25 protein-coding genes are annotated in these 26,964 nt (G+C 69.1%); 14 read left to right on the forward strand and 11 right to left on the reverse strand.

Annotated features, from left to right (window positions below; all coding sequences use genetic code 11):
• Nucleotides 1-63: 63 nt before the first annotated feature.
• From AC5RUP_RS06540 to AC5RUP_RS06560, 5 genes are read right to left on the reverse strand one after another with little or no spacing between them, the layout of a single operon-like run.
• Nucleotides 64-1,338: an ABC transporter substrate-binding protein gene (locus AC5RUP_RS06540; protein WP_494153920.1), complete on the reverse strand. Its 1,275-nt coding sequence runs from the start codon at nucleotides 1,336-1,338 to the stop codon at nucleotides 64-66.
• Between the two features lie 59 nt (nucleotides 1,339-1,397).
• The gene (locus AC5RUP_RS06545; protein ID WP_494153921.1) at nucleotides 1,398-2,429 is read right to left on the reverse strand and encodes a branched-chain amino acid ABC transporter permease; all 1,032 of its coding nucleotides are present in this window, start codon (nucleotides 2,427-2,429) and stop codon (nucleotides 1,398-1,400) included.
• Entirely contained in the window at nucleotides 2,426-3,310 is an 885-nt protein-coding gene (locus AC5RUP_RS06550) for a branched-chain amino acid ABC transporter permease (protein ID WP_494153922.1), read from the reverse strand. The genes AC5RUP_RS06545 and AC5RUP_RS06550 overlap by 4 nt, the downstream gene beginning before the upstream one ends.
• Nucleotides 3,311-3,313: 3 nt before the next feature.
• Nucleotides 3,314-4,027 (reverse strand): ABC transporter ATP-binding protein, encoded by a 714-nt coding sequence (locus AC5RUP_RS06555; RefSeq protein ID WP_494153923.1) that lies wholly within the window; start codon nucleotides 4,025-4,027, stop codon nucleotides 3,314-3,316.
• Nucleotides 4,024-4,794, reverse strand: coding sequence for an ABC transporter ATP-binding protein (locus AC5RUP_RS06560; RefSeq protein WP_494153924.1), 771 nt, complete (start codon nucleotides 4,792-4,794; stop codon nucleotides 4,024-4,026). The genes AC5RUP_RS06555 and AC5RUP_RS06560 overlap by 4 nt, the downstream gene beginning before the upstream one ends.
• A 233-nt stretch (nucleotides 4,795-5,027) precedes the next feature.
• Between AC5RUP_RS06560 and AC5RUP_RS06565 the strand changes: the two genes are divergently transcribed.
• Together AC5RUP_RS06565 and AC5RUP_RS06570 are read left to right on the forward strand one after the other, a co-directional pair.
• Complete coding sequence (locus tag AC5RUP_RS06565) at nucleotides 5,028-6,698, forward strand: CocE/NonD family hydrolase (RefSeq protein ID WP_494153925.1); 1,671 nt, start codon at nucleotides 5,028-5,030, stop codon at nucleotides 6,696-6,698.
• A gap of 78 nt (nucleotides 6,699-6,776) precedes the next feature.
• Nucleotides 6,777-8,129: an aminomethyl transferase family protein gene (locus AC5RUP_RS06570; protein ID WP_494153926.1), complete on the forward strand. Its 1,353-nt coding sequence runs from the start codon at nucleotides 6,777-6,779 to the stop codon at nucleotides 8,127-8,129.
• Nucleotides 8,130-8,212: 83 nt separating this feature from the next.
• Here the strand turns inward: AC5RUP_RS06570 and purU are convergent, their stop codons facing one another.
• Complete coding sequence (gene purU, locus AC5RUP_RS06575) at nucleotides 8,213-9,109, reverse strand: formyltetrahydrofolate deformylase (RefSeq protein ID WP_494153927.1); 897 nt, start codon at nucleotides 9,107-9,109, stop codon at nucleotides 8,213-8,215.
• Between the two features lie 189 nt (nucleotides 9,110-9,298).
• Between purU and AC5RUP_RS06580 the strand changes: the two genes are divergently transcribed.
• The 6 genes from AC5RUP_RS06580 (at nucleotide 9,299) to ligM (ending at nucleotide 15,091) form a co-directional block, all read left to right on the forward strand.
• Nucleotides 9,299-10,033 (forward strand): PIG-L deacetylase family protein, encoded by a 735-nt coding sequence (locus AC5RUP_RS06580; RefSeq protein WP_494153928.1) that lies wholly within the window; start codon nucleotides 9,299-9,301, stop codon nucleotides 10,031-10,033.
• On the forward strand, nucleotides 10,030-10,725 hold the full coding sequence (locus tag AC5RUP_RS06585; RefSeq protein ID WP_494158387.1) for a 4-carboxy-4-hydroxy-2-oxoadipate aldolase/oxaloacetate decarboxylase: 696 nt from the start codon (nucleotides 10,030-10,032) through the stop codon (nucleotides 10,723-10,725). Before AC5RUP_RS06580 ends, AC5RUP_RS06585 begins: the two co-directional genes overlap by 4 nt.
• Nucleotides 10,715-11,884 (forward strand): 4-oxalomesaconate tautomerase, encoded by a 1,170-nt coding sequence (locus tag AC5RUP_RS06590; protein WP_494154624.1) that lies wholly within the window; start codon nucleotides 10,715-10,717, stop codon nucleotides 11,882-11,884. Before AC5RUP_RS06585 ends, AC5RUP_RS06590 begins: the two co-directional genes overlap by 11 nt.
• Nucleotides 11,881-12,843: a VOC family protein gene (locus tag AC5RUP_RS06595; protein ID WP_494154625.1), complete on the forward strand. Its 963-nt coding sequence runs from the start codon at nucleotides 11,881-11,883 to the stop codon at nucleotides 12,841-12,843. Before AC5RUP_RS06590 ends, AC5RUP_RS06595 begins: the two co-directional genes overlap by 4 nt.
• 67 nt (nucleotides 12,844-12,910) lie before the next feature.
• Nucleotides 12,911-13,585, forward strand: a complete 675-nt coding sequence (locus AC5RUP_RS06600; RefSeq protein WP_494154626.1) for a GntR family transcriptional regulator — start codon at nucleotides 12,911-12,913, stop codon at nucleotides 13,583-13,585.
• A 99-nt stretch (nucleotides 13,586-13,684) separates the two neighbouring features.
• Nucleotides 13,685-15,091: a vanillate/3-O-methylgallate O-demethylase gene (gene ligM / locus AC5RUP_RS06605; protein ID WP_494154627.1), complete on the forward strand. Its 1,407-nt coding sequence runs from the start codon at nucleotides 13,685-13,687 to the stop codon at nucleotides 15,089-15,091.
• Nucleotides 15,092-15,207: 116 nt separating this feature from the next.
• Here ligM and AC5RUP_RS06610 read toward each other — a convergent pair whose 3' ends face one another.
• The gene (locus AC5RUP_RS06610; protein ID WP_494155029.1) at nucleotides 15,208-16,713 is read right to left on the reverse strand and encodes an aldehyde dehydrogenase family protein; all 1,506 of its coding nucleotides are present in this window, start codon (nucleotides 16,711-16,713) and stop codon (nucleotides 15,208-15,210) included.
• Nucleotides 16,714-16,920: 207 nt separating this feature from the next.
• Nucleotides 16,921-17,103 (reverse strand): hypothetical protein, encoded by a 183-nt coding sequence (locus AC5RUP_RS06615; RefSeq protein WP_493977043.1) that lies wholly within the window; start codon nucleotides 17,101-17,103, stop codon nucleotides 16,921-16,923.
• Nucleotides 17,104-17,182: 79 nt separating this feature from the next.
• Here AC5RUP_RS06615 and AC5RUP_RS06620 point away from each other — a divergent pair, with 79 nt between their 5' ends.
• The 5 genes from AC5RUP_RS06620 (at nucleotide 17,183) to treS (ending at nucleotide 23,823) form a co-directional block, all read left to right on the forward strand.
• Nucleotides 17,183-18,646 (forward strand): protein adenylyltransferase SelO, encoded by a 1,464-nt coding sequence (locus AC5RUP_RS06620; RefSeq protein ID WP_494158388.1) that lies wholly within the window; start codon nucleotides 17,183-17,185, stop codon nucleotides 18,644-18,646.
• A 246-nt stretch (nucleotides 18,647-18,892) separates the two neighbouring features.
• The gene (locus tag AC5RUP_RS06625) at nucleotides 18,893-19,594 is read left to right on the forward strand and encodes an endonuclease/exonuclease/phosphatase family protein (protein ID WP_494154957.1); all 702 of its coding nucleotides are present in this window, start codon (nucleotides 18,893-18,895) and stop codon (nucleotides 19,592-19,594) included.
• Between the two features lie 155 nt (nucleotides 19,595-19,749).
• The gene (locus AC5RUP_RS06630; RefSeq protein WP_494093252.1) at nucleotides 19,750-20,106 is read left to right on the forward strand and encodes a YciI family protein; all 357 of its coding nucleotides are present in this window, start codon (nucleotides 19,750-19,752) and stop codon (nucleotides 20,104-20,106) included.
• A gap of 3 nt (nucleotides 20,107-20,109) precedes the next feature.
• Complete coding sequence (locus tag AC5RUP_RS06635) at nucleotides 20,110-21,351, forward strand: RNA polymerase sigma factor (protein ID WP_494158389.1); 1,242 nt, start codon at nucleotides 20,110-20,112, stop codon at nucleotides 21,349-21,351.
• Between the two features lie 99 nt (nucleotides 21,352-21,450).
• Complete coding sequence (gene treS, locus AC5RUP_RS06640) at nucleotides 21,451-23,823, forward strand: maltose alpha-D-glucosyltransferase (protein WP_494154926.1); 2,373 nt, start codon at nucleotides 21,451-21,453, stop codon at nucleotides 23,821-23,823.
• A gap of 4 nt (nucleotides 23,824-23,827) precedes the next feature.
• Here the strand turns inward: treS and AC5RUP_RS06645 are convergent, their stop codons facing one another.
• The 3 genes from AC5RUP_RS06645 to AC5RUP_RS06655 all read right to left on the reverse strand — a co-directional run bounded on the left by AC5RUP_RS06645 (nucleotide 23,828) and on the right by AC5RUP_RS06655 (nucleotide 26,224).
• Nucleotides 23,828-24,727 carry a hypothetical protein gene (locus tag AC5RUP_RS06645; RefSeq protein ID WP_494158414.1) on the reverse strand — a complete coding sequence of 300 codons (900 nt, stop codon included), beginning with the start codon at nucleotides 24,725-24,727 and terminating at the stop codon, nucleotides 23,828-23,830.
• Nucleotides 24,728-24,828: 101 nt separating this feature from the next.
• Nucleotides 24,829-25,176 (reverse strand): GNAT family N-acetyltransferase, encoded by a 348-nt coding sequence (locus AC5RUP_RS06650; protein WP_494132810.1) that lies wholly within the window; start codon nucleotides 25,174-25,176, stop codon nucleotides 24,829-24,831.
• Between the two features lie 34 nt (nucleotides 25,177-25,210).
• Complete coding sequence (locus AC5RUP_RS06655) at nucleotides 25,211-26,224, reverse strand: pirin family protein (protein ID WP_494154167.1); 1,014 nt, start codon at nucleotides 26,222-26,224, stop codon at nucleotides 25,211-25,213.
• 84 nt (nucleotides 26,225-26,308) lie between these two features.
• Between AC5RUP_RS06655 and AC5RUP_RS06660 the strand changes: the two genes are divergently transcribed.
• Nucleotides 26,309-26,932, forward strand: coding sequence for a DedA family protein (locus AC5RUP_RS06660; RefSeq protein WP_494154168.1), 624 nt, complete (start codon nucleotides 26,309-26,311; stop codon nucleotides 26,930-26,932).
• The last annotated feature ends 32 nt before the right edge of the window (nucleotides 26,933-26,964 follow it).

Raw genomic sequence — 26,964 nt, forward strand, 5'->3', positions numbered from 1 at the left:
TGTTCAGCGGATAGCGCCGACCGCCGGAGACGGCCGGCGCTGTCCCGGCGCACCAGATGTGTGTTACGGCGCGTAGGACTCCGCCGGCACGTACCCCTCGCCCGTGTGTTCCTGGACCTGGACCTCGGAGATCGGGGCCATGGTGGTGGTGGTGTCCACGCTCAGGCCGTCGAGCAGCAGCGGCGGCTCAAAGTCCTTGACGTTGCGGACCGCTTCCATCAGCGCCTCGTGGGTCGGCTCGGCCATGTTCTTGAACGCCTCCTCGAGGGTTGCCGCGGTGGCGTAGCCCCAGAGGCAGTGCGGGATGATCTGGTCGGCGGTGTCCGGGGCGTACTCCTCGATGTCGGCCAGGAACTCCTTCACTTCCTCGTCGTCGGTCTGCGTGGGTTGTTTGGTGAAGCCGGTGCTGTACACGTTCGGGAAGGCGCTGGCATTGCCCGGCTCCAGCACGTCCCGCTCGTTGGCTGCCACGGCCGCCAGGAAGATGGACGGGGTCCAGCCGAGGTCCTGCGCCCGGACCATCGACGACGCCGTCAACGCCGGCACCGTGTTGGCCGAGAAGAAGACGTCGGCCTCGCTGTCCGCCAACTGCGCCATCTGCGCGTCCACGGTCGGGTCGCCCGGTTCGAACGTGGCCCGCTGGACGATCTCCACCTCCGAGCCTTCGATGGCGTCCTCGAGCCCGGCGACGAACTCGTTGCCGGCGTCGTCGTTCTGTTCCAGCACGGCGACGGTGACGGCCGTGCCGGAGTCCACCAGGAACTTCCCGAACGAGTTGCCTTCGGCGTAGTAGGTGGGCATCCAGCCGATGGTCCACGGGTTGGCCTCGGGGTCTTCGCTGAACACCGAGTCTCCGGAGGCCACGAACACCTGCGGGAACTCTTCCTCGGTGGCCACCGGCATGACGGCCAGGTTGGTGCGGGTGCCCAGGCCGTTGACGTTGGCGAAGACGCCCTCGGCAATCATCTGCCGGAAGTTCGCCACGGCGCGGCCGGGATCGTAGGCGTCGTCGTACGCCTTGAGTTCCACGGTGCGCGTCTTGCCGTCGCCGAATTCCACGCCGCCGTCGGCATTGGCCGCGCCGAAGTAGGCCTCCATGCCCGCGACCAGGCAGCTGCCCGGCGCGCCGGCCACACCGCTGAGCGAGGTGGTGCTGCCGAGCAGGATGCTGGTGTCTGTGATGCCCTGCTCGGCTCCGCCGCCGCCCTCCGTAGCGCCCGGGCTGCCCTCGGGCGAGTTGCCGCCGTCGCCCCGGCCGCAACCGCTGAGCGCGAGCGTGAGGGCTGCCGCGGCGGCCACGGCACCCGTGGCGCCGCGTCCGATATGCCGTGTTCGCATTGTTCTCTCCTTAGCCTTGTGGGCCTTGTGCTGGATCGGAAAGCCGGCCCCCTGCCGGCTCACATCGCGGTGGTGGTCGGGGTCTGGACTTCCGGGCCGGTATCGGGAGCCTTGACGGCGGCCTCGGGCTCCGCGCGTCTGCGGCGCATCCGCCGCAGCAGCGACGGCAGGGTCACCAGCCCGCCCGGGGCCAGGAACAGGATGACCAGCAGGGCGGCGCCGTAGATGATCGGCGTGTGCGAGGCGTCGATTTGCCCGGCCAGGACCGGAATGAAAACGAAGAAGACTCCGCCGAGCAGGGAGCCGACGATGCTGGCCGACCCGCCGATGATCATCGCCGCCAGCATGTTGATGGAGACCACGAAGCTGAGGGTGGCGGGGGACATGTACTGCACGGCGGCCAGGTAGAGGAAGCCCGCGAGCCCGCCGTACAGGGACGCGACCGTGAACGCGAGGACCTTGTACCGGTAGTTGGAGACGCCCATCGCGGTGGCCACGGCCTCGTTCCCGCGCACGATGGCGAAGGCCCGTCCGATCCGGCCACGGGTCAGGTTGGCCGCCAGCACGAAGAGCACGGCGGCGATGCCGAGCACCACGTAGTACCGCCACTGGTCGTCGGCCAGGCCGCTCCAGTCCGGGGCGTTCATCCACTGCACCGTGATGCCGACGGAGCCGCCGGTGAAATCGTCCAGCCGCTTGGCCAGCCGGTCCGCGATGATCGGCAGCGAGATGGTGACCATGGCCAGCGAAACCCCGCGCAGCCGGACCGCGGGCAGGGCGACCAGGAATCCGACGACGGCGGGGATCAGGGCGGCGAGCACGAAGGTCAGCAGGACCGGCCAGCCCTCGGTGACGCCGTACGCGGTGACGTAGGCGCCCAGCCCCACGAACGCGCTCTGGCCCAGCGAGATCTGCCCCGCGTAACCGGTCACGAGGTTGAGCCCCAGGATCGCGACGGCGAAGGCGGCGACCACGGTCAGCTGGTAGTTCACGTAGGGGATCAGCTGCAGCGGTGCCAGGACCGCCAGCACCACGACGACGACGGCGGCGGCGATCCGGAACCAGCGCGAGGCGAACACCTTGCGCCTCATACCCGCACCACCTCCTTCTGCCCGAAGAGGCCCTGGGGTCTGACCAGCAGCACGATGAACATGGCGATCAGCGGCACGGCGATCTTGAGGTCGTCGCCGATGAAGCCGATGTAGGCCCCGGCGAGGTTTTCCACCACGCCGATCAGGCCGGCGGCGACCACCGCGCCCAGCGGGCTGTTGAGGCCGCCGAGGATGGCGGCGGCCAGGGCGTAGACCAGCACCTGGTCCAGCATGTGCGGGGACAAGAAGACCTTCGGGGCGATCAACACGCCCGCGATCGCGCCCAGCACCGCGGCCAGGGCCCAGCCCACCATGAGCAGCCGGCCCACCGGGATGCCCGAGAGCGCGCTGGACTCCGGGTTGTCCGCCACCGCCCGCAGGGCCAGGCCGAGCTTGGTTTTCTTGAACAGCAGCTGCAGCGCCAGCACCACCAGCAGCAGCACCACGATGTTGCCCAGCGACTGATAGCTGATGAAGGCCCCTGCGACCTGGAAGGTGCCCAGCGGGAAGAGGGAGGGGAACTGCTGGGAGTTGTAGCCCCAGAACAGGCCGGCCAGCCCGGTGAACAGCACCAGCAGGGCCACCGTGACGATGATGGCGGTGTCGGGCAGCCCGCGCTCGAAGCGCCGCATGATCAGGCGCTCCACCCCGGCGCCCAGCGGCGCGGAGACCAGGATGGCCAGGGGAATGGCGAGCGCCGGCGGAATGCCTGCCTGCCACAGGGTCCAGGCCAGGAAGGTGGAGAAGACCGCCATGGCCCCCTGCGCAAAGTTGATCAGCCCGGTGGCCCGGTTCACCAGCACGAGGGCCAGCGCCAGGGCGGCGTAGATGGCCCCGTTGCCCAGGCCGTCGATGATGAGCTGCAGGAACAGTGAATCCACGGCTCACCCTCCCAGGTACGCTTTGCGGATGGCGTCCATGCCCATGAGCTCTTCGCGCGGCCCGGACAGCACGGTGTGCCCGGTTTCCAACACCGTGGCCTCGTCCACGATGGAGAAGGCCAGAGCGGCATTCTGTTCCACCACCACCATCGACAGCCCCGTCTCGGTGCGCAGTTTGGCGATCGCCTCGTAGACCTGGCTGGCGGTGCTGGGCGCCAGCCCCAGGGACGGCTCGTCCAGCAGCACCAGTTTGGGCCCGGACATGAAGGCGCGGCCGATCGCGAGCATCTGCTGCTCGCCGCCGGACAGCGCGGCGGCGGGAGTCTTGCTCCGCGCCGCGAGCTGCGGGAAGAGATCGAAGTAGTGGTCCCGGTCGGCGGCGACGCCGCGCTGGTCCTTGCGCCGGTAGGCGCCGACCAGCAGGTTGTCCTGCACGCTGAGGTTGGCCAGGGTGCCGCGGTCCTGCGGCACGTGGGCAATGCCCAGCCGGGCCACCTGGTCGGGCCGCATCCCGGTGATCCTGCGGCCGTCGAAGGTGATGTCCCCGCTGGTCTTGACCAAGCCGCTGATGGTGCGCAAGGTCGTGGTCTTGCCGGCGCCATTGGCCCCCAGGATGCCGGTCGCACCGCCGTCGGCCACGCTCAGGCTGATGCCGTGCAGCGCCACGGCCCGGCCGTACCAGGCGCGCACGTTGGAGAGTTCGAGGAGGCCCGTCACGCCGCCCCCTGCCCGAGGTACGCCTCGACCACACGCGGATCCTGCCGGACCTCGGCCGCCGTGCCCTCCGCCAGCTTCCGCCCCTGATTGAGCACGGCCAGCCGGTCCGTCACCGCGGCAATCAAACCCATGTGATGTTCGACGACGACGATGGTCAGCTCGAATTCCGCGCGCAGGTTCCTGATCCAGCCGATCAGGTCCTCGACTTCCGCGTGGGAAAGCCCGGCGGCCGGCTCATCGAGCAGCAGCAGCTTGGGCTGGCTGAGCAGCGCCCGGCACAACTCCACCCGCTTGCGGAAACCGTGGGCGAGCTCGCCCGCCGGCAGGCGGGTGGCCCAGTCCAGGTCCAACCGCGCCAGAACGTCATGGGCCTGCCGGCGGAGCGCGCGCTCGCCGCGGACGGCGTGCGGGAGCCGCAGTGCCCAGGACAGCGCGCCGCCGGACAACCGTGAGTGGCCGCCGAGGAGCACGTTGTCCAGCACCGTTTGGTCCAGCTGCAGCGCGGGATGCTGGAACGTGCGGGCCAGTCCCATCCGCGCCAGGGCGGACGGTGCACGGGAGAGGACGTCCGCGCCGTCGATGCCGATGGATCCCGACGACGGCTTGTAGTGCCCGCTGACGCAGTTGAACAGGGAGGTCTTGCCGGCGCCATTGGGGCCGATGAGCCCGAAAACCGTCGACGGGGCCACCTCGAAGGAAACGGAATCCAACACCTTGATGCCGCCAAAGTGCAGAGAAACATCCTCAACGGTCAGCCTGGCCGTCATGGCCGCACACTCTCTGCCATTCGCCACATGGATTCAACGCTTCCTGGAGGCGGGAGACTGCTCGATTCCGGCGCCGCTGGCCGGTGGTGCTAACAAGAATGTTGACATTGAAGCTAACGATGTGATCTATCTCATGTCAAGGTCGTGATGCGAACGTTATGGCCCGGCGCGGGGCAGGCGAAACAGCACGCGTTCGGCGGCGGCCGAGGCTGCACCGCGGAAAGGCGGACACGATGTCTGGCTCCATCCCGTATCTCTTCAGGGGACACCGTCACGCTCCGGAAGAGCGCGGCGGCCGTCCGCCACAGCCGCGGACCGAACAGCTGCCCGGCATGGTCATCGAGCGGGACGTCGCCGTGGCCGCCTCGTCCGGCGCGGTGATCCGCGTGGATGTCTACCGGCCCGACGGCGGGGAGCCCGCCGCCCCGCTGGTCAGCTGGTCGCCGTACGGAAAGCACATCACCGAGCAGTTGGGCGTGGTCCGCCCCACCAGCGGGGTGCGGGCCGGCTACACCAGCGAACTGACGACCTTCGAGGCGCCGGACCCCGCCTACTGGGTGCCGAACGGCTACGCCGTCGTCGTGGCCGACATTCCGGGCACCTGGTACTCCGAGGGCGCGGCCACCTACTGCTCTCCGGAGGAAGCCAGGGACTTCTACGACCTGATCGAGTGGGCCGGCGGGCAGGAATGGAGCAACGGCAAGGTCGGACTATCCGGCGTCTCCTACCTGACCGTGTCCCAGTGGCGCGTGGCGGAGCTGAACCCGCCGCACCTGGCCGCGATCAACCCCTGGGAAGGCTGGACCGACACCTACCGGGAAGTGGCGCGGCACGGCGGCATCCCGGAAACGTGGTTCTGGCCCTACATCTGGGAACGCTGGGGCTACGCCACCGGCCCCATCGAAGACCTGGAAGCCGAAACGGCCGCGCATCCGTTCTACGACGCGTTCTGGGAGTCCAAGAGCGCCGACTTGGAGAAGGTCACCGTGCCGGCGTTCGTCGTCGCCAGCTGGTCGGACCAGGGGCTGCACACGCGGGGCACCCTGGAGGGCTTCCGCCGGATCGCCTCCGAGGAAAAATGGCTGTACGTGCACGGCCGGAAGAAGTGGGCCGAGTACTATCGCCCCGGCTTGGTGGAGCAGCAGCGGGCCTTCTTCGACCGCTTCCTCCACGGGCGGGACGGCGGCCTGGCGGACTGGCCGCGGGTGCGGCTCGAGGTTCGGGACCGCTTCTACGAGGGGAGCACCTATGCTGCCGCGGATTGGCCGGCTCCGCAGACTCGGTACCGCACCCTTTATCTGGATGCCGCGGCCGGCTCCCTCGCGGAGGAGCCGCCCGCCGCAGAAGGCGCCGCCGGCTACGACTCGCTGGGCAGCGGGCTGCGGCCGCACCGGGTGGAATTCAGCCTGGCCTTCCGCGAGGAGACCATGCTCGTGGGCCACGCCAAGGCCGTGCTCTTCCTGTCCGCCCCGGACGCCGGGGACCTGGACGTCTTCGTGGCACTGTTCAAGAAGGACCGGGACGGCACGGTGGTCGGCTTCCCCTACTACGCCATTTTCGACGACGGCCCCGTCGCCGTTGGCTGGCAGCGCGCCTCCCACCGCGAACTCGACCCGGACCGCTCCACCGACTACCTGCCGGTGCTGGCCCACCGGCGGGCCCTGCCGCTGCCCCAGGACGGCCCGGTCCGGCTGGAGATCGAGATCCTGCCCTCCGGTACCCGCTTCGAGGCCGGGGACACCCTGGTCCTGGTGGTGCAGGGCTCCGACGTCATGCGCTACCCCAAGCCCGACCTCTACGCCCGGCACGAGGACTCCGTCAACCACGGGGAGCACCGTATCCACACCGGCGGGCAGTCCGCCTCGCACCTGGTGATCCCGGTGTTCGCCGAAAGTCCCGGATAAACGAAACGGCCGCCGCGCGGGCCGCCAAGCGGCGGCCAGCGCCCGGCCGCGGAACCAGATCACCGAACGGAGAAGAACATGACTGCCGAAAACCTCGAAGCTGCCATCCAACGCACCGGCAATCCGGTGGAGCTGCTGCGGAACCTGCCCGCGCTGCCCATCGTTTTTCCGATCCAGCCGGAGTTCACCAACTGGAGGTCGGAGCAACGGGCCTGGGACCGGTCCGTCGCCTTGCTGGACCAGTCCCACCACATGACCGACCTGTTCCTCGATGGGCCCGACGCCCTGAAGCTGCTCAGCGACCTGGGCGTGAACAAGTTCGCCAACTTCCGGCCGGACACCGCGAAGCAGTTCGTCGCGGTCAACGAGGACGGCCACCTGATCGGTGACGCCATCCTGGCCTGCCTGGCCGAGGGCAGCTTCAACCTGGTGGGCCACCACATGGTCGTGGACTGGGTGCAGTTCCATCTGGAGAAGGGCGGCTACGACGCCACCGCCGAGCGCGACGGCAACTCCCTGGTCCGGGAGGGCGACCCGAAGATCTACCGGTACGAACTGCAGGGGCCACAGGCGCTGCCGCTGGTGGAGAAGCTCACCGGCGGGCCGGTCCCCGACGTGAAGTTCTTCCACATGACCGGCTTCACGATCGCCGGCTGCCGGGTCCGGGCTATCCGGCACGGCATCGCCGGCCAGGCCGGGTTCGAGATTTTCGGCCCGTGGGAGGAGGGCGAACGCGTCCGCCAGGCCATCCTCGAGGCGGGCGAAGAGCTTGACCTGCGCCAAGTGGGCGCCAAGGCCTATTCCACCTCCCCGCTCGGCTCCGGATGGGTGCCGACGCCGGTGCCCGCCATCTTCAGCGGGGACCGGCTCGCCGACTACCGGAAGTGGCTGCCGCTCGCGGCCGCCGGGTCGCTCGGCGGCAGCTTCGCCTCTCCAAACATCGAGGATTACTACCTGACGCCGTGGGACCTGAACTACGGCCGCGTGGTCTCCTTCGACCATGACTTCCTGGGCCGGAGCGCCTTGGAGCGGATGCGGGAGGACCCGGTCCGCGAAAAGGTCACCCTGGTCTGGGACAGCAACGACGTGGCCGGCGTGTTCAGGTCGCTCGGCGAGGACGGGCTGCCGGCCAAGTACTTCGACATGCCCAAGGCCCGCTACGCGTTCTACCAGGTGGACCAGGTGCTGGCAGGCGGGGAACCCGCCGGGCTGTCCTTCGACTGCGGCTATGCGGCCAACGAGCAGGCCTTCCTCTCGCTGGCCACCGTGGAGAAGCGGCACAGCGCACCGGGCACGGAAGTCACCGTGCTCTGGGGCGAGGAGCCCAATACCCGCAAGCCCCAGGTCGAGCCGCACCGCCAGGTGGAGATCCGGGCGACGGTCGCCCCGGTGCCGTACGCCGACTTCGCGCGGAAGACCTACCGCTCCTGACCCCCGGACGCGCGGCCACGCCGTCGACGATCTACGGGCCGGCGGCGGCGGCAGCAACGTGGTCCGGAGGCGCCGTGAGCCTGCTAGAACACGATGGTGCTGTTGCCGTCGCGCAGCACCCGGTCCTCGCAGTGGGCCATCACCGCGCGGGACAGGACGCTGCGTTCCACGTCGGCGCCCAGCCGGGCGAGGTCTTCGGCGGAGTCGCCGTGCGAGACCCTGATGACGTCCTGGTCGATGATGGGCCCCTCGTCCAGGTCTTCCGTGACGTAGTGGGCGGTGGCCCCGATGAGTTTGACGCCGCGTTCCTTGGCCTTGCGGTACGGCGCCGCGCCGATAAAGGCGGGGAGGAACGAGTGGTGGATGTTGATCACCGGGACGCCCACCTCCTCCAGGAAGCCGGGCGAGATGATTTGCATGTACCGGGCCAGGACCACCAGGTCCACGTTGCCCTTCAGCAGCTCCAGGTGGCGCCTTTCCGCCGCGGCCTTGTCGTCCTTGTCCACCGGCACGTGGAAGTAGGGGATCCCGAACTGGCGGACATCGGAGCTGAGGTCGGGATGGTTGGAGACAACCATGGCGATGCTCACCGGCAGCTCGCCCCGCCGCTGCCGCCAGAGCAAGTCCAGCACGCAGTGGTCGGACTTGGACACGAAGATCGCCACGCGCTTCTGCCGGCTGACTTCCACCAGCCGCCACGACAGGTCCGGGTCCCCGGACAGCTGCTGCTCCAGGCTGTGCGCCAACTGCTCCACCCGGGCCGTGAGATGGGGCAGATGGAAAACCGTCCGTTGGAAAAACCGGCCGCCTTCGGGATTGGTCGAGTGCTGATCCAGCGAGACGATATTGGCTCCGGCCTCGGCCAGCAGGGTGGAAACGCTGGCGACGATGCCCGGCCGGTCGGTGCCCTGAACGATCAACCGCCCCTGGTCTTCTACCGACGGCGCTCCTGCCGGGGGCTTCTGCGGGTAGGTAGTCATGGCGCCCTGCCTTCCGAGGGCTCGCAGTTTGTTGCCAACAATTTAGCAGGCCCGCGGCCCGGAGGCTCCTGGTCGGAAGGGCGGATTTTGCCGGTCTGGGAGAGCCCGCGGGAAGTGGAACCAGAATTGTTGACGATTCTGGTTCCCGGTGGTTGACTTCCCCTAGGACACTCGACCCCGGGAGGACCTTTGAGCGACACCCAGCCGGCCCTGTTGGTGGTCAGCGCGCACGCGGGCGATTTTGTCTGGCGGGCCGGCGGCGCCATTGCCGCCGCGGCACAGCGCGGGGAACGCGCCGTCGTCGTGTGCCTGTCCTACGGCGAACGCGGCGAGTCCGCCAAGGCCTGGCGGGAGGGCAAGGAACTCGAAGAGATCAAGGGGATCCGCCGGCAGGAGGCGGAGAACGCCGCCGCGGCGCTCGGCGCCGAGGTCCGGTTCCTGGACGCCGGCGACTATCCGCTGGTGCCCACGCGGGAACTGGTGGACGAGCTGGTCAGGATCTACCGCGAGGTTAAGCCCACGGTGGTGCTGACCCATCCGCTGGCCGACCCCTACAACGGGGACCACCCGGTCGCGGCCCGGATGGCGCTGGACGCGCGGGTGCTGGCGCAGGCCATTGGCTACGACGCCCCGGGCGACCCGCTGGGCGCCCCGCCGGTGTTCTTCTTCGAACCGCACCAGCCGGAGCAAAGCGACTTCAAGCCCAACGTGCTGCTCGACATCACGGCGGCCTTCCCGGCCAAGCGCACGGCGATGGAATGCCTGCCGGCGCAGCAGCACATGTGGGACTACTACACGGACCTGGCCACGCGCCGCGGCGTGCAGGTCAAACGCAACGCCGGCCCCAACCTCGGCTTCCCCACGGACACCAAGGGCGAGGCGTACATGCGCTACTACCCCCAAGTGACCGGCACGCTGGCATGAGAAACGTCATCGTCACCAACCCGCCCCGCGCCGAGCTGGCCGACGCCGACGCGCTCGCCGGCCTCGGCGTCGCCACGGTCCACGAGGCGATGGGCCGCACCGGCCTGGCCGGCCCGCAGTTCCGGCCGATCCAGTCCGGCGTCCGGGTGGCCGGCACCGCCGTCACGGTGCTGTGCTGGCCCGGCGACAACCTGATGATCCACGCGGCCATTGAGCAGTGCCGCCCCGGGGACATCCTGGTGGTCACCACGACGTCCGAATGCACCGACGGCCTGTTCGGCGAACTCTTCGCCACCGCCCTGCAGTACCGCGGCGTCCGCGGCGTGGTCACCAGCACCGGGGTGCGCGACGTGGCCGAACTGCGGGCGATGGGCTTCCCCGCCTGGTCCGCCGCCGTCCACGCCCAGGGCACGGTGAAGGCGAGCGCCGGGGCGGTCAACGTTCCCATCACCCTGGGCCGGGTCACGGTCCGGCCGGGCGACGTGATCGTGGCCGACGACGACGGCGTGGTCTGCGTGCCGCGGCTGGAAGCACCGGCAGCGGTCGAGGCTTCGCAGGCGCGCCTGGACAAGGAGGAGAAGACCCGGTCCCGGTTCCAGGAGGGGACGCTGGGCCTGGACTACTACGGTTTGCGGCCGGTGCTGGAGAAGCTCGGCGTTCAGTACGTGGCGGCCGAGGACTATGACGGCTGAGCACGACGGCGATGCCCGGCCCCCGGGCGCGGCCGCACCTTCCGGAGCCGGCGGGGACTACGACCACGGCGTCCGCTGCATGCTGATGCGCGGCGGCACGTCCAAGGGCGCCTACTTCCTGGCCCGGGACCTGCCGGCGGACAGCGCCGACCGCGACGAACTGCTGCTGCGGATCATGGGCAGCCCGGACGCCCGCCAGATCGACGGCATCGGCGGGGCGCACCCGCTGACCAGCAAGGTGGCGGTCATCTCCCCGTCGGCCGGCGACGAGACCGACGTGGACTACCTGTTCCTGCAGGTCGCCGTGGACGAGGCGACGGTCACGGACAGCCAGAACTGCGGCAACATCCTCGCCGGCGTCGGACCCTTCGCCGTCGAACGCGGCCTGCTTCCGGCGCAGGGAAGCACGACGGCGGTGCGCATCCGGATGGTGAATTCGGACAGCAGGGCCACGGCCACCTTCCCGACGCCCGGCGGCAGGGTGGACTACCGCGGGGACGCGGCCATCGACGGCGTGCCCGGTACCGCCGCCCCGGTCACCCTGGACTTCGCCGACACGGCCGGATCCTCCACCGGGGCGCTGCTGCCCACCGGGCGGGAGACGGACGTGGCGGACGGCGTCGACGTGACCTGCGTGGACAACGGCATGCCCTCGGTCCTGCTGCGGGCCGCCGACCTCGGGGTCACCGGCTACGAGGATCCGGCCGAACTGGAAGCCGACACCGCCCTGGCGGACCGGCTGGCCCGGATCCGACGGGAGGCGGCCAAGCTGATGGGCATGGGCGACGTGTCCGGCAAGACCGTGCCGAAGCTCGTGCTGCTCTCCGCGCCGCGGAACGGGGGCACGGTCAACACCCGCAGCTTCCTGCCGGTGCGCTGCCACACGTCCCTCGGCGTGCTCGGCGCCACAACCGTCGCGGCCGGCATCCAGCTGCCGAACGCCGTCGGACACGAACTGGCCCGGCTCCCCGCGGGCGGGAGGCCGCTGCGGCTCGAGCACCCCACCGGCTACCTGGACGTCGGCGCGGAACTGGCCGCCGGCCCCGCCGGCATCACCACCACTTCCTCCACGGTGCTGCGGACGGCGCGGAAGCTGTTCGACGGCACCGTCTTTCCCCGAGACCGGGCCGCCCCGCAACCACGTGAAGGAAGACCATGACACCCCAGCACCGCGACATCGCCCACCTGGGCAACATCGAACTGTTCACCGACAAGTTCGACGAGAGCTACTGGTTCTTTAACGACCTGCTGGCCATGCGGGAGGTCGCCCGCGCCGGAGACTCGGTCTTCCTGCGCACCTGGGACGACTACGAAAACTGGAGCATCAAGCTCACCCCGCGCCAGGCCTCCGGCGTCGGACTGGTCGCGCACCGGGCGGCCTCACCCGAGGCGCTGGACCGGCTGGTGGCTTCGATCCAGGAATCCGGGCAGGGCGGACAGTGGCGGGACGGGGAATTCGGCGTCGGGCCGTCCTTCCACTTCGCGGACCCGGACGGCCACCCGATGTCCGTCTACTACGAGACCGAGTGGTACCGGGCCACGGACGACAAGCCGGCCCTGAAAAACCAGGCATCCCGCTTCCCCGGCCACGGGGTCAACGCCCGCCGGCTGGACCACATCAACTACCTGGCGGCCAACGTGGAGGAGAACGCGAAGTTCTCGGCCGACGTCCTGGGCCTGAAGGACAGCGAACTGATCCGGCTGGACAACGGGCGCATCGCGGCCCACTGGTTCCGGTTCGGCCAGAAGTCCTATGACCTGGTCTACTCGGCCGACCATCTGGGCGCCTCCGGCCGCCTGCACCACATCGCCTTCGCCCCGGACACCCGCGAAGACATCCTCAAGGCCGCCGACATCTTCCTGGAGAACGGCATCCACATCGAGTCCGGCCCGCACAAGCACACCATCAACCAGACGTTCTTCCTCTACGTCTACGAGCCGGGCGGAAACCGCATCGAGTTCGCCAACGCCGGCGCGCGGCTCCTGCTGGCACCGGACTGGGAACCGGTGGTCTGGACCGAGACGGAACGGAAGAAGGGCCAGGCCTGGGGGATGCAGACCATCCCGACCTTCCATACCCACGGCACACCGCCCGTCGAGGTGCCGGACACGCACTGAGAACCGATGGGCTAGGTTATTGGCAACAACTTTGTCAGCACACTATCCAAGCATGGAGCACCCTCCCGTGAGCACCGCCAGCCAAACTGCCGCACCCCGATCAACCGACTCGGCCGCCGTCGTCGCCGGGCTGAAAAGGGCGATCGACCGGGGCGAACTCGTGCCCAACCAGCGACTGGTGGAGGCGGACATCTGCGCCGAGTTCCATGCCAGCCGGGCCACCGTCCGGGCGGCGCTGGCGGAGCTGACGCTGGAGGGGCTGGTGGAGCGCATCCAGAACCGGGGCGCCCGGGTGCGCTCGGTCGCGGTAGAGGAAGCGGTGGAAATCACCGAGGTCCGCGCCGCCCTGGAAGCCATCTGCGCGGCCAAGGCCGCCGAACAGGTCACCGACGAGGACGTGCAGGAACTCCAGGCCCTGGGCGAGTCCATGAGCCGGGCCGTGGCCGCCGGCGACCTGCTGAAGTATTCGGACCTGAACAAGACCCTGCACCGCCGGGTCGTGGAATTGAGCCGGCACGAAACGGCTGCTGCCCTGATCGCGCGCCTGCGCGGCCAGAGCGTCCGCTTCCAGTTCCGGCTGGCCATGCAGCCGGGCCGGCCGGCCGTATCTCTGCCCGAACACCTGGAGATTCTGGACGCGGTCTGCGCCAAGGATCCGGAACGGGCCGCCGCAGCCATGGATAAGCACCTCAAGAGCGTCGCCAATGCCATCACGCGGGCGGCCGAGGAGCCCGGCCGCTAAAGAAGCCGGTTCCCCTGCCGCCCGCAATCGAACAGCATGCCTTCGGCCAACGGAAGCATGGAAGAGACGCCGGCCCCGGCCGGCGGGGATAGGGGAATCATGAGTGCACAGAACCTGCAGGACGTCCTGGACCAGGCCGGCAATACGGTGGATTTGCTGCGCAATTCGCAGATCGGCGCCTATGTCTATCCGGTGGTGGCACCTGAATTCACGAACTGGCGCAGCGAGGTCCGGGCCTGGCGGGAGACCGCCGTGCTGTACGACCAGTCCCACCACATGGACAACCTGTTCATCAAGGGCCCCGACGCGCTGAGACTGATCTCCGACACCGCAATCAACTCGGTGGCCACCTTCCCGGTGAACAGGGCCAAGCAATATGTCCCGACGACGCCGTCCGGGCACGTGATCGGCGACGGCATCCTCTTCCACGAGGCCGAGGACCAGTTCGTCTACGTGGGGCGTTCCCCCGCGGCCAACTGGCTGCTCTTCCACGGACAGACCGGCGGGTACGACGTGGAGCTTGAGGTGGACCGGCGGTCGCCGTCGCGGCCGATGGGCAAGCCCGTGCAGCGCAGGTACTGGCGGTTCCAGATCCAGGGTCCCAACGCGTGGCAGGTCATCGAAAAGCTTAACGGCGGCACCGTGGAGCAGCTGAAATTCTTCAGCATGGACCACATGCAGGTGGCCGGGGCACAGGTGCGCACGCTCCGCCACGGCATGGCCGGCGCCCCCGGGCTGGAGCTCTGGGGGCCCTACGAGTCCTACGAGCGCGTCCGCGAATTCATCCTGGACGCCGGCCGGGAGTTCGGCCTGCTGGCCGTCGGCGCCCGGGCCTACTCGTCCAACACCCTGGAATCGGGCTGGATTCCGTCCCCGCTGCCGGCCATCTACTCCGGGGAAGAGCTTCGCCCGTACCGGGAATGGCTGGGCGCGGACAGCTACGAAGCCGTCAACGCTGTGGCCGGCAGCTTCGTCTCCGACAACATCGAGGACTACTACCTGAACCCGTGGGAGCTGGGCTACGGATCCTTCGTCAAGTTCGACCACGACTTCATCGGCCGCGACGCGCTGGAGAAGATCGACGGCGAGGCGCAGCGGAAGAAGGTCACGCTGGCCTGGAACGCCGAGGACATGACCAAGATCTTCGCCTCGCTGTTCGACAGGGAGGGGACGCCCTACAAGTACTTCGACCTGCCCAACGCCAACTACGGCTCCTCGAACTACGATTCCATTGTCGACGCCGGCGGCACGAACGTGGGCCTGTCCCTGTTCACCGGTTACAGCGCCAACGAGCGGCGGGCGCTGTCGCTGGCCACGGTCAACCCCGACGTCGAGATCGGCACCGAGGTGAACGTGGTCTGGGGCGAGCCCGACGGCGGCACCCGCAAGACCACCGTGGAACCGCACCGGCAGCTGGAAGTCCGGGCCGTGGTCAGCCCCGCGCCCTACTCCGTCACCGCGCGCAAGGAATACCGCGGCGGCTGGCGGACCGCCCAGGCCGTCTGAACCGGGGGACCCGGACCCGGCCGCCCGGTGGGTCCGGCCCGTTCCTCGGGTGCCTCGGCGTCGGGCGGAGGAAGGGCCGCCCGAAGCCGCGGTCAGCCCGCCCGCCGTCGTCGTAGTTAGTGGCCTGCTGCGGCCGCCGCCTCATCCAGGTGGGCGATGGCGCGGGTGTCCTGGAACGCGCGGATGCCTTCGATGCCCTGTTCCCGGCCGAAGCCCGAGTGCTTCATGCCGCCGAACGGCGCCCGGAGGTCCAGGCGGGTGGCGCCGTGGTCGTTGACCCAGACGTAGCCGCAGACCAGTTGCGAGCCGACGGCGTTGGCCTTGTCCGTGTCCGCGGTCCACACCGAGCCGCAGAGGCCGGCCCAGGTGTCGTTGGCCAGGGCAAGTGCTTCCTCTTCGGTGTCGAAGGGGAGGATCGGGATGACCGGACCGAACTGTTCCTGCGTGACCACGCGCAGCTGGGGGTCCGGATCGACCACCAACGCCGGCCGCAGGAAGTTGCCGCCCTGCAGCTCCGGGTCCGCCGGCAGTTCCCCGAATTCCCGAACGTCGGCCCCGGCGGCCTTCGCCTCGGCAATGAGTTCTTCGACGAAGGTCTTCTGCGCGGGCTGGTGCAGCGGGCCCATGGTGGTGCCCTCGTCCAGGCCGTAGCCGACGACGGCCTTCTCCAGCCGCTCGGACAGCCCGGCGACCAGTTCCTCCAGCCGGGAGCGGTGCACATAGATGCGCTTGGCGGCCATGCAGATCTGCCCGGTCGTGTCGAAGACCGCGGCATACAGCCGGTCCAGGTGCGTGTCGTCCAGGACGGCGTCTTCGAGGACCACCGCCGGGTCGTTGCCGCCGAGCTCCAAGGTGACCCGGGTCAGGCTCTTGGACGCCATCTCCATCATCTTCTTGCCGCCGCCCACGCTGCCGGTGAAGCAGACCTTCGCCACGTCGTCGTTCTGGATCAGGCCGCCCATCTCGCTGTCCTGGCCGGTGACAATGTTCAACACACCCGGCGGCAGCTTTTCCGCCACGCGCTGCACTACCCGGGTGATCGCCAGCGGGGTGGTGGGCGGCGGCTTCACGATCGCGGTGTTGCCCGCCAGCAGGGCGTGCGGCAGCGAGGCGCCGAGGATGGCAATGGGCCAGTTGAACGGAACAATCACCGTGACCACGCCCAGCGGCTGGTACGCCACGGAGGTGGTTACCGGGATGCCCGGCGCCGGTTCCAAGACCTTGCCCTGGTCCACCTCGTCCGCGAGGGCGAGGGCGAGCTGGAAGCGGATCTCGAAGACCAGGGCGTCCACCCAGGCCTCCATCCGGATCTTGCCGTTTTCCTGCGACAGGATCGCCGCGTCCTCGTCGCGGAGATCGGCGATGCCTTCGATGGCAGCGCCGAGCTGGGCGGCGCGTTCCTTGGCGCCGAGCGCAGCCCACGCGGGGAAGGCGGACTTCGCGGCGGCGACGGCGTCGGCCACATCCTGCCGCGTGGCGGCTGCCGCGTAGCCCACCACGGAACCCGGCTTGCCGGGGTCCGCTACCGCGTATTTTTCGCCGGAGTCCCGGACCTCGCCGCCGATGTAGAGCCCGGTGGTGACCTGGCCGGTTTCGCCGGTAGTGCTTGCTACGTCAGTCATCTCGAAACACCTCTCTGTGTTTTGACCGTTCCGGCCCCATGCCGGAACTGCAGGAGCGACGTTCTTCAGCGTCGGCGCCCCCGGCCGGCTGAAGGCGACAACCAGAAGAGTGTGGTGGCGCCAGTTTCCCCTGCCTTCAGCTTTGCCTATCCGCGTGGGGAGTGCTAGGGGTAGGTGCGCCCTATTTTCCGGCTGGCGCGGCCCGCTTTAGTAGCCGCGGTACGGGTTTTCGTCCGTGCCGCCGCTGCGGCCCTGGTCGTAGCCTTCCTGCCAGGCTTGGTGCACGGAAGCCACCAGCCCGGCGAGCAGTTCGTAGGAAGGGTGGTCCGGTCCGATGTACACCATCTCTTCTCCGGCCCGGTTCAGGATGCTGTGGATGTGCGTGCTCATCGTGGTCTTTCCTTTGCAGTTCCCGGGCATCTGCCGGATGGGGTGACGCCGCCCGTGGTGTCCTAGTTATTCTTGGGGGATGAGTGCTTCAGCACAATCAACCCTCGCGTTTGATGGCCGCTTCGCCCGCGAGCTTGCGGAGTTGGCCGTCCCCTGGCGGGCGCAGGAGGCCCCCGACCCGCGCCTGCTGGTTCTCAACGAGCCGCTGGCTGCCGAATTGGGAACCGACCCGGCGGCCCTGCGCAGCCCCGACGGGCTGCGGCTGTTGACGGGCAACCGGATCCCCGGCGGCGCCACTCCGGTGGCGCAGGCGTACGCCGGCCACCAGTTCGGCTGGTACTCGCCCCGGCTCGGCGACGGGCGGGCGCTCCTGCTGGGAGAGCTGACCGATGCGGGCGGCCGGCTGCGCGACGTCCACCTCAAGGGTTCGGGGCCCACGCCGTTCGCGCGGGGCGGTGACGGCCAGGCCGCGGTGGGCCCGATGCTGCGCGAATATGTGGTCAGCGAGGCCATGCATGCCCTGGGCATTCCCACCACGCGCTCCCTCGCCGTCGTGGCCACGGGGCTGCCGGTATACCGTGACACCGAGTTGCCGGGAGCCGTTCTGGTGCGGGTGGCCGGCAGCCATCTGCGCGTGGGAAGTTTCCAGTATGCCCGGGCCACGGGTGACGCCGGCCTCCTGCGCCGGCTCGCCGACCATGCCATCGCCCGCCACCATCGGGCGGCCGCCGAGGCCGAGCACCCGTATCTGGCGCTGTTTCAGGCAGTGCTCGGCGCCCAGGCCGCGCTGGTGGCGCAGTGGATGCTCGTGGGATTCGTGCACGGGGTCATGAACACCGACAACATGACGATCTCAGGTGAAACCATCGACTACGGGCCCTGCGCCTTTATGGACGCCTTCGATCCGGCCTCCGTCTTCAGTTCCATCGACGAGGGCGGGCGTTACGCGTATGCCAACCAGCCGCTTGCCGCCGAATGGAACCTCGCCCGGCTCGCGGAGGCTCTCCTGCCGCTCTTGCACGACGATCAAGAGCAGGCGGCCGCGCTCGCGTCAGAAGCCCTGGGCGCCTTCAGGAGCGAGTACAGCGCCGCCTGGCTGGCCGGCGCGAGGAGCAAGATCGGCCTGGGCGACGAGGTCGATGAGGCCGTGGCCTCTCCGCTCGTGAATGACCTCCTGGCTCTGCTCCAGGCGGGCAAGGTAGACCACACAGCTTTCTTCCGCAGCCTTGGCGCGGCCGCCCGGGGCCAAACAGAAGCGGCCCGGCGCCTGTTTCCGGACCCCGCAGGGTTCGATGACTGGCTGGGACGATGGCGTCCGCTCGGGCCGGACGCGGGTTTGATGGACCGGGTCAACCCCGTCTACATTCCCCGCAACCACCTGGTCGAGGAGGCCCTCGACGCCGCCACGCACGGAGACTTGGACCCGGTGGACCGCCTCCTGGACGCGGTGACCCGCCCTTACGAGGAGCGTCCCGGTTTGGAGCGCTACGCAGCCGCTGCGCCGGAAGACTTCGGCGCGTACCGGACCTTCTGCGGAACGTGAGCGCCCCGCCGGCGAGGCGGCGGCGAGGCGGCGGCGGGACGTGTGCCGGTGCCCATCAGCCCAGCGCCCGATGGCCGCGGCCCACAGCTGAGCGTCGCAGGACATCGGCCTCCGGTTTTCGGCGTCCTTGCGGGGCGAATCCGCTCTTTTGCCCGGTTTGGCGGGCGGCCGCCGAATGTAACCGCGAGGCCGGCTCTGTAGTATGGGCGCAGGCTACAGCGACCGCGACGGAAGGGTGATTCTTTGTTGAGGGCTATCAGCTACAACCTGCGGAAACACAGTGCAAGCGAGGAACTCGAGGACCTGACCGACCGCTACGACGTCGACGTTATGTGCCTGCAGGAAGCGGACACGGAGAAACTTCCGCACACGCTGGGACACCTGCGGTTGGCCCATTCGACCAAGGGAAACAGGCTGGGACTGGCCGTCTATTACGACGAGGACCGGTTCTCCGCCCTCGATACGAACACCTTCGAACTCAAGAAGTCGCTGCACGATTACGTGCTGGCGCCGGCCCACGAGCGGCTGCTCGGAGTCAAGATGGTGGACAACGAGAGCAAACACGAGATCGTCGTCGGCGACTTTCACGCGGCGCCGCTGACCGCTACCAACTCCCTGCGCCGGCACCAGATCAAGGCCGGCCACGAAGCGCTGCTGGGCATGGGCGGCAACGGCGAGCAGATGACGCTGATGGTGGGGGACTTCAACTACCCCTTCTTCACGAAGAACCTGATTGAGCACCTGAAGGAAACGGGCTACGAACTGACCCTGAGCAACCGCCGGACCTACACGCGCTACAAGCTGTTCCGCGGCCACTTCGATTTCGCCACCTCCCTGGGCCTGGACATTCAAAGCGTGGAAACCCTGCCGCGCGGCCAGTCCGACCACCTGCCGATCCTGGTGACGGCGGAATACGTGGACGAGAACCGCGAGGCCCGCGCCAGCTGACGGGTTGGCGCGGGGACGCCGTAGCACTGCCCGGGAAGTGATGCCGCGGGGTTGTCGATTCTGTTGCAGTTCGCGCGTCATCATGGTGTCGAACGGATCACGTCGACACTGGGCGCCGCGGGGAGGACGCGCGGCTGGCGAAGGGAAACGCTGAGATGACCGAGTACATGGTGCTGTTGCCGGACAACGAGGACAGCTGGGAGCAGAGCACGCCGGAGCAGCGCGAGGCGACGTATGCGCGGCACGAGGAATTCGCCGCCCGGCTGAAGGAACGCGGGCACGCGATCACCGGCGGGGCGGAGCTGCAGCATTCCCGGACGGCGAAGACCGTGCGGTCCACCCCGGACGGAGTGGTGGTCACGGACGGGCCCTATGCCGAGTCCGTGGAACAGTTGAGCGGGTTTTATACCGTGAAGACGGACAACCTGGACGATCTCGTGTCGATCTGCGCGCTGCTGGCCGGCGACGCCCCGGTGGAGGTCCGTGCGATGGTGGCACCGGATTCGGCCTGACCCATGGAGCGGCTGGAGCAGATTCACAGGGAAGAGTGGGGCCGGCTGCTGGCGCTGCTTTTCTCACGCTTCCGGCGGCTGGACCTGGTGGAGGATGCGCTCGCCGAGGCGTTCGCCCGGGCCGCCGCCCGCTGGCCGGCCGAGGGCACTCCCGGCAACCCGCCCGCCTGGCTCTACCGCAGCGCGGAGCGCACCGTGTTGGATGCGCTGCGGCATGAGCAGGTGGCCGGCCGGAAACTCCCGCTGCTGGTCGCCGACCGGCTCCGGGGGGCGGTGCCTGACGCAGGTACCGCCGGCGGTGCCGGCGACGTGGAGTACGCGGACGAGCGGTTGCCGATGATCTTCATGGCCACGCATCCTTCGCTGCTTCCCGAGGTGCAGGCCGGGCTGGCACTGCGCTTCGTCATGGGCCTGCCGACGGCGCGGATTGCGCGGCTGTTCCTGGTCAGCGACGCCACCATGGCGGCCCGGATAACCCGCGGGAAGAAGAAGATCGCCGGCTCCGGCATTCCGTTCGCCCTGCCGGACGCCGGTGACCTTCCGGACCGGGTGGAGAACGCGGCACGGACGGTCTACCTGGCCTTCACCAGTGCCTACCTTCCGGGCGACGGCGCCGACCTGCTGCGCGCCGAAGAAGCCGGAGAAGCGGTGCGGCTGGCGGGACTGCTGAACGACTTGATGCCGCACACGCCGCTGCTGCGCTCCCTCAAGGCGCTGTTGATGCTCCAGCATGCCCGGCGCGACGCGCGCATCCGGGACGGGGAACTGGTGCTGCTGCCGGACCAGGACCGCAGCCGGTGGCACCACCGGGAGATTTCCGAGGCGCTCGGACTGCTGATCGACCAGCCGCCGGACAGCGGGTACGCCGAGGAACTGCGGCTGCAGGCGCTGATCGCCGGCGCCCATTGTTCGGCCGCCACCGCCGCAGAGACGGACTGGACGAGCATCGCCGGCCTCTACGCCAGACTTGACGCCCTCACCGGTTCGCCCGTGGTCCGGCTCAACCGGGCGGTGGCCGCCGCCGAAGCGGACGGGCCGGCGGCCGGCCTCAAGCTGCTGGGCGGGCTGGAGGCCCAACTGCGCGGAAACCACCGGCTGCCCGGAGTCCGCGCCGAACTGCTGCGCCGCAGCGGACGCGTCACCGAAGCCGCCGAGCACTACCGGCTGGCCTTGGCGCTCTGCCGGAACCAGGTGGAACGCCGCCACCTGCAGCGCCGGGTGGAAGAGCTGGAACTGCCCGGCTGACCGGTGCCCCGGGGTAGTGGTGGCCCCGGCCGTCTGGCAATGTTGGGGGTAGAGCCCGTCTGGAGAATTCCAGGAGTCGAGCACAAAGGAGATGACGCCATGAAGGATTCGGTTCTGGGGCACGATCCCGTCCTTGACCGCACCAACCATGTCGACGGCGGTGCTGCCGCGGGCACAGACGGGGCTGCCGCCGCGGGCGCAGACGGGGGTGCCGCCGCGGCAGACGGCGGGAACACCGCCGTCGAGCCCCTCGCCGAACCCCAGGCGCCGGACATCACTTTTGACGAGCAGTTCTACCCGGCCCGTCCCCGGTCGCTGCGGCCCAGGGCCCGCCGCCGCCATTTTGTGCCCGGCCAACCGCCGTTCGAGCCGGACGCCCGCAACAAGGTCTATGTGGAGTGGCTGCGCAACCAGTCCATGCTGGGCGACGCGAAGGTTCTGGGGCGCCAGCTCTCGGGGCAGGCGAGCATGTGGCAGAACCCGTTCGCGTATCCGAACCCGCGGGCGGCGGTGGAGCGGGCCTCGGTCTGGTTCACCGCCTACCCGCTGTCGCTGATCACCAGGCCCGGGCAGACGTTCCTGGCGGCGCTGGGCGATGCCGCGCTCTGGGAGGCCTTCCAGCAGATCGGCATCAAGGCCATCCACATCGGGCCGGTGAAGCTGGCCGGCGGCCTGACCGGCTGGAACCATACCCCCAGCGTGGACGGGCACTTCGACCGCATCAGCATGGCCATCGACCCGCTGTTCGGCACCGAGGACGAGTTCCGGAGCATGTGCGGGGTGGCCGCCGAACACGGCGGCACGATCGTGGACGACATCGTGCCCGGCCACACGGGCAAGGGCGCAGACTTCCGGCTGGCGGAGATGAACTTCCGCGACTATCCGGGCATCTACCACATGATCGACATCCCGGAGTCCGACTGGGACCTGCTGCCCGATGTCCCCGAGGGCGAGGACTCGGTCAATATCGACGTCGCGACCGAGCGCCGGCTCCAGCAGGCCGGCTACATCATCGGCGAACTGCAGCGGGTCATTTTCTACGAACCCGGCGTGAAGGAAACGAACTGGAGCGCCACCCCGCCGGTCCTGGACGCAGAGGGCAAGGCCCACCGCTGGGTCTATCTGCACTACTTCAAGGCCGGCCAGCCGTCGATCAACTGGCTGGACCCCACCTTCTCCGGCATGCGCCTGGTGATGGGCGATGCCCTGCATTCGCTGGTGGACCTGGGGACCGGGGCGCTCCGGCTGGACGCCAACGGCTTCCTGGGCGTGGAGAAGAGCGCCGAGGAAACGCCGGGCTGGTCCGAGGGGCATCCGCTCTCGGCGGCCGCCAACCAGATCATCGGCAGCATGGTCCGCAAGGTCGGTGGCTTCACCTTCCAGGAGCTGAACCTGTCCATCGACGACATCAAGGCCACCTCCGAAACCGGCCCGGACCTGTCCTACGACTTCGTGACGCGTCCGGCGTACCACCACGCCCTGGTCACCGCGGACACCGAGTTCCTCCGGCTGACGCTGCGCCTGGCCATGGACATCGGCGTGGACCAGGCGTCGCTGGTGCACGCGCTGCAGAACCACGACGAGCTGACCTACGAATTGGTGCACTTCACCACCAAGCACAAGGACGACGTCTACGAGCTCGACGGCGAGGAGCTCACCGGCGCGGAGCTGGCCCACAAGGTGCAGCAGACCCTGCGGGACGGGATCACCGGCGAAGCAGCCCCCTACAACCTGGTCTTCACGGCCAACGGGATCGCCTGCACCACGGCCAGCGTGATCACCGCGGTGCTGGGCATCACCGACCTGGATTCGATCACCGAAGAGCAGTCGGCGGAGATCCGCCGGGTGCACCTGCTGCTGGCCATGTACAACGCGCTGCAGCCGGGGGTCTTCGCGCTCTCCGGCTGGGATCTGTGCGGGATGTTGCCGCTGGAGCGCAGCCGGGTGGCCCGGCTGATGTCCCGGGGGGACACCCGCTGGATCAACCGCAGCGCCCATGACCTGATGGGTTTCGACCCGACGGCCGAGACGTCAACCTCCGGAATGCCCATGGGCAAGGCTTTGTACGGCACGTTGCCCGAGCAGCTCGAGGACGAAGCCTCGTTCGCCCGGCAGCTGGCACGCATCCTGGCCGTCCGGGAAGAGCACGGCATCGCCAAGAGCGCCCTGATCGACGTTCCCGACGTCTCCCATCGCGGCATGCTGGTGATGGTCCACCAGCTGGTCTCGGGCGGGCAAGAGGTCACGGTCCTGAACTTCTCCGGCCAGGAGATCGCCGGTACCGTCCGCTCCGAAGCCCTGGAGCTGGGCTCGGAAGTGACCGACGCGTTCAGCGGCGAAACCATCGGCACGGTGGACGACCTGCACAGCTTCTATCTCCACCTGGGACCCTACGCGGGCACCGCCCTGTTGATCACGCCGCCGGCCCCGGAGGCCGATGACGACGGCGACGTTCCCCAAACGGGTGCCTGACGGGCTAGATCTCCCAGTCGCCGAGCCCCTCGACGCCGTCGCCAAAGAAACCGCCGAAGCCTGCATTGTCCGCAAAGCCCTCACCGGCGGAGGCGACGGTATCGCCGAATCCTTCGGCGGCGCCGGCCAATCCCTCCCCGATGCCGGAGAATCCTTCCAGCAGGGGACCGGCGATGGCCGAGCCGACGAAGCCGGCGGCCACACCGGCCAGCAGGCCGGCGCCCAGGCCTCCCGCGGCGCCGGCGGCTCCGGCGGCAAGGCGGCCGCCGCCCCGGCCCGATCCGGTCCGGCCGAGGATCCGTTCCATGAAGCCCGGCTGCGCCAGTTCGGCGCGGGTGGCGGTCCTGGCCAGCGTCTCGGGCCGGTCGGAGGCGGCCCGCTCGGCGGCGGGGAGCTGGCTGTTGAGCTCGTCCCGGAGCATCGCGCGCTGCTGCGGGGTCAACCGGTTGAAGGCTTCGGCGTGGGCCCGCTCCATGTCCTGGGGCGGCGCCGTCTGCAGCATGTACTTGTATTTCGCGATGGCCGCCTGGTCGGCGTCGCGGCCGCCGGGTTGCCCGGGCCGGCCGTTGCGCGGCTGCGGCCGGGACGGATACCGCTGGCCGCCGTCGCCGCCGTCTCGGTTGTACCCGCCGTCGTCACCACGGTCTTGCCCGTAACCCCGGTCCTCGCCGTAGCTGCGGTCTTGCCCGTAACCACGGTTCTGGCCGTAGCCGCGGTCGTCACCACGGTCCTGGCCGTACTCGCGGTTTTGCCCGCGGCCGTAGCCTGCATCCTGGCCGTAGCCCGGTTCCCGACCGGAATCCTGGGGCCGAGGCGGGCGCTGTTGCCCGGTTCGTTGGGCCAATTGCTCCTTGGCGTACTGGACGGCCTTTTGCTTGCCCTTTTGGACCAGCTTGTCGAACATTCCCACGGTTCCGCTCCTTGCCTGCCCGGTGGAAGCCGGTGCACGGGTGATCTCTCCCCGTTAAGAACTGCTGGCGACCGCAGAGAGTTCCGTCGGTTTCCCTAACCGGCGACGCGTTCGACCGCTTGCACGTGTTCGGGCCGCACCGGGGTGGTCTTGGCCAGGTACTCCGGGTGCTTTTCGACGTAGGCCTTGAAGTAGGGGCAGACGGTCACCACGGACACCCCGGCTGCGGCGGTGTCATCCAGCGAGTAGCGGGCCAGGCGTCCGGCCAGTCCCTGCCCGGCATACTTCTCGTCAACCGTGGTGTGGAAGAAGACCCGCTCGGGGCCCGACGGCCCCTCGAACGGCAACCAGTGGGCCTTGCCGATCACCTTGCCGCCGTCCACCAGTTCGTAGCGGCGCCGTCCGGCATTGCTGCGGACGGCGATGGGTGCGTCGGCTTCCACGGTTCCTCTTGATGATGGGTCGTCCCGGCAGTGCTCAGCCGCGGGGTCGCAGCTGGACGGTCGGCAACGTCGGGGCGGGCAGCGGTGCGGGCATCCCGTCGGGGAAGGGGCCGAACCGGGGATACGGGGCGCCGTCCGCATAGGTGCCGTTTTCGGGTTCCGGCGCCGGGTCGACGTCGATCTCGGCCTGCCAGGCGGCGCGGTACGCCACGATCTCCTCATGGCTCCGGCCCACGAAGTTCCACCACATGATGATCTGCTCGCCCAGCGGCTGGCCGCCGATGAGAATCAGCCGGGCCGGGGCATCCCCGGCCTCGAGGACGAGGTGCTTTCGCCCGGGGGCGAGGTAAACCAAGTGGTCCACCGGGACCTCGTTCCCGTCCAGCCGGAGGTCGCCGGTATCCAGCAGGATTCCGTGTTCGAACCCGGCGTCCAGGTCGAGTTCCAGCCGGGACCCCGCACGCAGCGTGGCCTCGGCGCCGAGCAGCGGAGGAGTGTAGGTGTTGACCGGCGACGTGGAGCCGGCCAGCGAACCGAGGAAGACCCGCAACTCCGTCCCGTCGCCGACGACGGGTTCCGGGGCGTAATGTTCGAACGTCGGCGGCATGTTCCGGGTTGACTCCGGAAGCGCGAACCAAAGCTGCGCGCCGTGCAGGACGGTGGTGTCCGGCGTCGAAAACTCCTGATGGGAGATGCCGCGGCCGGCGATCATCAGGTTCACTTCCCCCGGGCGCACGATGGCTTCAAACCCGGCCGAATCCCGGTGCGAGATCCTCCCGGAGAACAGCCAGCTGACCGTTGCCAGGCCCGTGTGCGGGTGGCGGGGAACCTGCATGCCGCCGGTGCCGGACACCAGATCGGGCCCGTAATGGTCCAGGAAGCACCAGGAACCAATCAGGCTGCGCCGCTTCTGCGGCAGGGTGCGGCGGACGTTCATGGCGCGGACGCCGCCCAGCGGCACGTCCCGCGGCGCCAGGACCTCCGCATCGGCGGAGTCTGCTTCCAGTGAGCAGACAACTTCCCGGGGTGCGGCCTCCAAGTTGCTCATGACCCCAGTTTAGACGGGGGCCCATGGCGTGCCGCCCGATGCACCGTTGCACCTGCACCACGGTGCATCGGGGAGGATGGGGGGATGGACGAACTCGGCGAACTGTTGCGCAGCCTGGATTACTGGTGGATCTACCCTGCGGGTGCGCTCTTCGTGACCGTCTCCGCGCTGGTTCCTCCGGTGCCGAGCACCACGCTGTTCGTCGCGCTGGGATCGCTCTCGGTGCACTCGGACCACCTCGATCCCTACGTGTTGGCGGCAGCCATGCTGGCCGGGGCGGTAGCGGGTGACGCCGGCACGTTCTTCCTGGTGCGCCGCTTCAACCTCGCCGAGCGGAAGCTGTTCTCCGGGCGACACTGGCAGTCAGGCTTCCGCAAGGCCCGCTCGGGGCTGGGGCGCAAGGGGCTGCCGCTGGTGCTGACGTCCAGGTTTGTTCCCATGGGGCGGGTGACGCTCAATGTGGCCGCCGCGATGATTCCCCAGCCCGGCCGCCGGTTCCTGGCGCACTCCGCCCTGGCCGGTGTGCTCTGGTCCGCCTACTCGGTGGGCATCGGCACCGCGTCGGGCGTGTGGCCGCAGCTGTCCACCGAGTTCGCGGTGCTGCTCGCAATCGCCGCGTCCTTGGTGCTCGGGTCGCTGATCAACCACACGTTAAAGTGGTGGGAAAACCGGCAACGGATGGAGTCCGTCCGGAAGCGGGGCCGCTAGGCGGCCGCCGGCACCGGCAGGAAGCGCAGGTG

Source organism: Arthrobacter sp. Y3223151, from assembly GCF_059091125.1.